General features: G+C 70.4%; 7 protein-coding genes. 2 read left to right on the forward strand and 5 right to left on the reverse strand.

Translation table 11 applies throughout. The features are described from left to right. From G6023_RS14975 to groES, 4 genes are all read right to left on the reverse strand, one after another. Positions 1-379 (reverse strand): anti-sigma-D factor RsdA (locus G6023_RS14975; RefSeq protein WP_241727890.1); only part of this gene is annotated, 379 nt, incomplete at its 3' end. Further along, a complete protein-coding gene (locus G6023_RS14980; protein WP_096905922.1) occupies positions 376-957 on the reverse strand; it encodes a sigma-70 family RNA polymerase sigma factor in 582 nt (193 codons plus the stop codon). The genes G6023_RS14980 and G6023_RS14975, both read right to left, overlap by 4 nt. Positions 958-1,231: 274 nt before the next feature. Next, positions 1,232-2,854 (reverse strand): chaperonin GroEL, encoded by a 1,623-nt coding sequence (gene groL / locus G6023_RS14985; protein ID WP_119192254.1) that lies wholly within the window; start codon positions 2,852-2,854, stop codon positions 1,232-1,234. A gap of 122 nt (positions 2,855-2,976) precedes the next feature. Further along, a complete protein-coding gene (gene groES / locus G6023_RS14990) occupies positions 2,977-3,270 on the reverse strand; it encodes a co-chaperone GroES (protein ID WP_182636259.1) in 294 nt (97 codons plus the stop codon). A 344-nt stretch (positions 3,271-3,614) separates the two neighbouring features. On the opposite strand from groES, the gene G6023_RS14995 reads away from it, so the two are divergent. Both G6023_RS14995 and G6023_RS15000 read left to right on the forward strand, forming a co-directional pair. After that, the gene (locus tag G6023_RS14995; protein WP_182636257.1) at positions 3,615-4,454 is read left to right on the forward strand and encodes a formate/nitrite transporter family protein; all 840 of its coding nucleotides are present in this window, start codon (positions 3,615-3,617) and stop codon (positions 4,452-4,454) included. Between the two features lie 9 nt (positions 4,455-4,463). After that, the gene (locus tag G6023_RS15000) at positions 4,464-4,838 is read left to right on the forward strand and encodes a DUF4190 domain-containing protein (protein WP_154830346.1); all 375 of its coding nucleotides are present in this window, start codon (positions 4,464-4,466) and stop codon (positions 4,836-4,838) included. On the opposite strand, the gene G6023_RS15005 is transcribed toward G6023_RS15000, so the two are convergent. Next, positions 4,835-5,209 (reverse strand): Kae1-like domain-containing protein (locus G6023_RS15005; protein WP_472986456.1); only part of this gene is annotated, 375 nt, incomplete at its 5' end. The two genes, G6023_RS15000 and G6023_RS15005, sit on opposite strands and share 4 nt — an antisense overlap.

Consider the following 5,209-nt stretch of genomic DNA (forward strand, 5'->3'; position numbering starts at 1 on the left):
CGGCCGCCACTGCGGCAGCGCCGGTCACCGCCTGCCACAGGGCCGGACGCTGGCCGTGGTGGTGCTCGCCCGAGCGCACCCACCCGCGGCGCGGCCACAGCCGGGAGACGTTCGGGGCGAGGGCCACCTCGATCTGCTCGTCGCTGGGCAGCTCCGGCAGTCCGGCCGAGTCCACCTCGGCGCGCCAGTCCGCGAGCAGCGCGACGAGAGGCTCATCCCCCTCGGGACGGTCGCCGCGTCCGAGCGCGTCGAGGAGCTCGTCGTCGCGATCCACCTCGACCCGGTCCTCGTCGACCCGGTCCTCGTCGTGGCCGTCCACGTCATGCACGTGGAGCGAGGCGTCATCGTCCCGGGTGCCGGGATCGACTTCGTCGTTCATCGCCATCGCTCCTCTCCGTCCTGCTCGATCCTCGCCCGGAGCTGCTTCATCGCCCGGTGTTGGGCGACGCGCACGGCCCCGGCCGTACTGTCGACGATCTCCGCGGTCTCCTCCGCGGAGAGTCCGACCACCACACGTAGCCGGATGATCTCCCTCTGCTTCTCGGGCAGGGTCTCGAGGAGGCGGCTCACCGCTCTCGACACCTCGCCGTCGAGGACGTGGTCCTCCGGCCCCGTGTCGGTCGAGAGCACCTCGGGGAGGTACTCCACGGGGTCGGACTTGTTCCGCGCGGCGCCACGATGGGCGTCCGCGACCTTGTGGGCCGCGATCCCGTACACGAAGGCCATGAAGGGACGTCCCTGGTCCCGGTACCCCGGCAGAGCCGAGAGAACCGCGATCAGAACCTCCTGGGCGACATCGTCAGCAGACAGGTTGACCCTCTCCGAGCCGCCGACGCGGGAACGGCAATACCGCACCACACCGGGCCGCACGAGCTCCAGCACCCGCGTGGCAGCGATGCGGTCACCCTTGACCGCCTCGGCTACGGCGAGTTCCAACTCGTCTGCTGTACCTGTCATCGGATTACGGGGGCCCCGTGTTACACGGATGTGTTACGGGGCACGGCCTTTCTCTCGGGTCGCGACGCACGTCACGACGGATCCCACGTCCCGGCCCGTCAGCGGCCGATGCGGCTCGGGCTCAGAACAGGCGTGTGACCCCTGGGTCGTGGGACCACTGCTGAGCGCCAAGCGTAACCGCTGGGGGGCGTGCGGGACCACGTGACCGGCCCGGAACGGGGCCGGGCCCCGTCCCCCGCGGCGCGGAGAGCGGGGCCCGGGAGGCCGGACGCGATCAGTGCGAGTGACCGGCGTGCGAGTGGCCGCCGGCGCCCTTCTCCTCGGGCTTCTCGACGATCGCCGTCTCGGTCGTGAGGACCATACGGGCGACCGAGCAGGCGTTGACCACGGCGGAAGAGGTGACCTTCACCGGGTCGATGATCCCGGCGGAGACCAGGTCACCGTACTCCCCCACGGCGGCGTTGAAACCGTCGCGCGGGCCCATCTCGGAGACCTTGCTCACCACGACGGAGCCGTCCTCGCCGGCATTGGCGGCGATCCAGAACAGCGGGGCGGACAGCGCCTTGCGGACCACGTTCACCCCGACCGCCTCGTCGGCGTCGGCGGTGTCGGCGGCGAGCCGCTCGAGTGCCGCGGCCGCCTGGACCAACACGGAGCCACCGCCGGCGATGACGCCCTCTTCCACGGCCGCCTTGGCCGAGTTGACGGCGTCCTCGACGCGGAGCTTGCGTTCGGTCAACTCGGTCTCGGTGGCCGCACCCACGCGGATCACGGCGACACCGCCGGCGAGCTTCGCGACGCGCTCCTCGAGCTTCTCGCGGTCCCAGTCGGAGTCGGTGGCCTCGGCCTCGCGGCGCAGCTGCGCGACGCGGGCGTCGACGTCCGCCTGGTCGCCGGCGCCGTCCACGATGATCGTGTCGTCCTTGGACACGGTCACCCGCCGGGCCTGACCGAGGACGTCCAGGCCGCACTCCGACAGCTTCATGCCCAGATCGGGGCTGATGACCTGCCCCTTGGTGACGATCGCCAGGTCCTCCTGGAAGGCCTTGCGTCGGTCGCCGAAGAACGGGGCCTTGATCGCGACGACCTTGAGGGTCTTGCGGATCGAGTTGACCACGAGGGTCGACAGCGCCTCGCCGTCGACGTCCTCCGCGATGATGAGCAGCGGCTTGCCGGTCTCGGCGACCTTCTCCAGCAGCGGGAGCAGATCCGGCAGGGAGCTGATCTTCTCGCGGTGGATCAGGATCAGCACATCCTCGTGGATGGCCTTCTGCTCGTCGGGGTCGGTGACGAAGTACGGCGAGAGGAAGCCCTTGTCGAAGGCGATGCCCTCGGTGACCGACACCTCGGTGTGCAGCCCCTGCGACTCCTCGACGGAGACGACGCCGTTGACTCCGACGGCGTCCATCGCCTCGGCGACCATGCGGCCGATCTCGGGGTCACGCGACGAGACCGTCGCCACCTGCGAGACGGCGTCCGAACCGGAGACCGGTGTCGCTGCCGCGCGGAGGAACTCCACGACGGCGGCGGAGGCCTTCTCGATGCCCTTGCCCATCGCCATCGGGTTGGAGCCGGCCGCCACGTTGCGCAGCCCCTGGCGGATGAGCGCCTGGGCGAGCACGGTGGCGGTGGTGGTGCCGTCGCCGGCGACGTCGTTGGTCTTGGTGGCGACACTCTTGACCAGCTGGGCGCCGAGGTTCGCGAACGGCTCGGAGAGCTCGATCTCGCGGGCGATGGAGACACCGTCATTGGTGACGGTGGGCCCGCCGAAGGCCTTGGCGAGCACGACGTGGCGGCCCTTCGGGCCGAGCGTGACCTTGACTGTGTCGGCGAGCTCGTCGACACCGGCGAGCATGCCCTTGCGGGCCTCCTCGTCGAACGCGATCAATTTGGACATCGATGGAACTCCTGGAGGGAAGTGGGTGGTCGTGACGGGCGGGTACCGCGGGGTGAGACACCTCCGCCCCGGTGGTGCCTGGCTCTGGCCGGCGCCGCCGGGGCGGGGGTCAACAGCTCACGTCAGTCGATGACCGCGAGGACGTCACGCGAGGAGAGGATCAGGTACTCCTTGCCCTCGTACTTGATCTCGGTGCCGCCGTACTTCGAGTAGATGACCTTGTCCCCCTCCTTGATGTCCATGGGGATGCGGTCGCCGTCCTCGTCGAAGCGGCCCTGGCCGACCGCGACGACGGTGCCCTCCTGGGGCTTCTCCTTGGCGGTGTCCGGGATGACGAGACCCGACGCCGTGGTGGTCTCGGCCTCGAGGGCCTGGACGAGAATCTTGTCCTCAAGCGGCTTGATCGCCACGATGATCCTCCCGTATGGGGTGTGGCCGCCCGGATGCCGGGCGACTCGGAGTGTGGTTGGACAGATCGGGACGCCGGTAGGCGGCCCGTGGTTTATGTACGACCCGGGCTGCCGCGTGCACCGTCGCGGGTGGCGCCCTCGGAGCTCCGTGTCTATTGGCACTCTACACAGGCGAGTGCCAGCACTCAAGGAAACCGCGTGCGGGTTCGCCGCCATCGGGGTCCGACGGGGATCGGAGAACGCTCGGCGCGGGCCTGCGCCGCGGGTAGGCTCACCCGCACCGCACGGACATCAACCGGACCACCCCCTCTGCCCGACCCGATCCCGATCGAGTACAGCGAGGCCCAGAAATGACCACAGTCGCGCCCCCGGACATCGTCACCGCCGCAGGCGAGGGCGGGGAGGCGAAAGCCGACGCCCCGGGGTGGCAACCGGCCCTCCGCGGCTTCCTCGCCGTCTACCTGCTCGGCGCGGCCACCCTACTGGCCGTCGTGGCCACCGAGGCGACCGGAGTGGCGATCCTCGGCGCCGTGCTCTTCCCACTGGGTCTCACCATGGTCGTCCTGCTCGGTTGGGAACTCGTCACCGGCGCCTACGGGCTGGTCCCGCTGGCCGCGATGGAGGGCCGCCTCCGGGTGCGCGACTGCCTACGGATCTTCGGCTGGATGATCCTCGGGCACACCGTCGGCGGGCTCGCGGCGGCGTGGATGCTGACCTCCGTGCTCACCGGGATGGGGACCGAACCCGACGCCACCGGGGCCCAGGGCCTGGTGGACCTCGCGGTGGAGAAGACGGTCGCCTACAAGGAGGCCGGCGTCGTCACCGGACTCGGTTGGGTGACGTTGAGCGCCGTGCTGTGCAACTGGCTGGTCGCGCTCGGCGTGATCATGTCGCTCTCCTCCACGAGCACCTCGGGCAAGATCCTCGCCATCTGGCTGCCGATCCTCACGTTCTTCGCGCTCGGTTACGAGCACGCGGTCGTCAACCACTTCACGATCCCCGCGGGCATGATGCTCGGGGCCGATGTGAGCATCGCCGACTGGCTGCTGTGGAACCAGATCCCGGTGCATGTCGGTAACTTCATCGGCGGGATCACCCTCGCGGGGTTGGGACTGTACTTCGCGCAACGGACGCGGGTCGACCGCTCCCCCGGGGCACCGGCGGGCCACACCCACCCACCCCAGGAGTGACCTCCTCGTATGCACCCACCCGAGAAGCCAGGGGATCGGCCCGACGGGCCGCGCCGCCGAACCGGGTCCGACGGCACGCCGGGATCGTTCCACCCTCCCGGGACCAACACACTGGCCGTCGTCGCCCTCGTGATCGCCGTCGCGAACGTGGTGTTCGGCTCGTTCCTCGGCCTGTTCGTGCCACTGGTCCCGGCCGCCGTCGCGGTCGTCGTGGTCGCGATCGGACACACGTCCCTCAGGCAGATCACCCGCAGCGGCGAGGCCGGAAGGGAGATGGCCGTGTCCGCCCTCGTGATCGGCTACCTCTGTCTGGCCGGGGTCGCCGCGTTCCTGCTGATGGCGTTCACGTTCACCACCGTGGGGATGGCGCTCCTCGGCTACTAGGCGACCTGGGTGACCTCGACCGGCAGCCCGGGGTCGGCCGCCACGGTCAGGGGGCTGGGGTCCGCGTCCGCGGCGAGGAGCGCGGAGGCGACCCCCACCACCATCGCGCCGTTGTCGGTGCACAACCGCGGCCGCGGGACGCGCAGGGTCAGGCCCGCGTCGGCACACCTGCTCGCGGCGAGGTCACGCAGCCTGGAGTTGGCGGCGACCCCGCCACCCACGAGCAGGGTGTCCACGCCCAGGTCGGTGCAGGCCCGGACAGCCTTCATGGTGAGCACGTCGGCCACCGCCTCCTGGAACGAGGCCGCGACGTCCGCCACGTCGAGCTGCTCGCCGTCGCGTTCGGCGGCCTCGATGCGTCGGGCGACCGA

The organism is Dietzia sp. DQ11-71, assembly GCF_014144995.1.
Classification (GTDB): Bacteria; Actinomycetota; Actinomycetes; order Mycobacteriales; family Mycobacteriaceae; genus Dietzia; species Dietzia kunjamensis.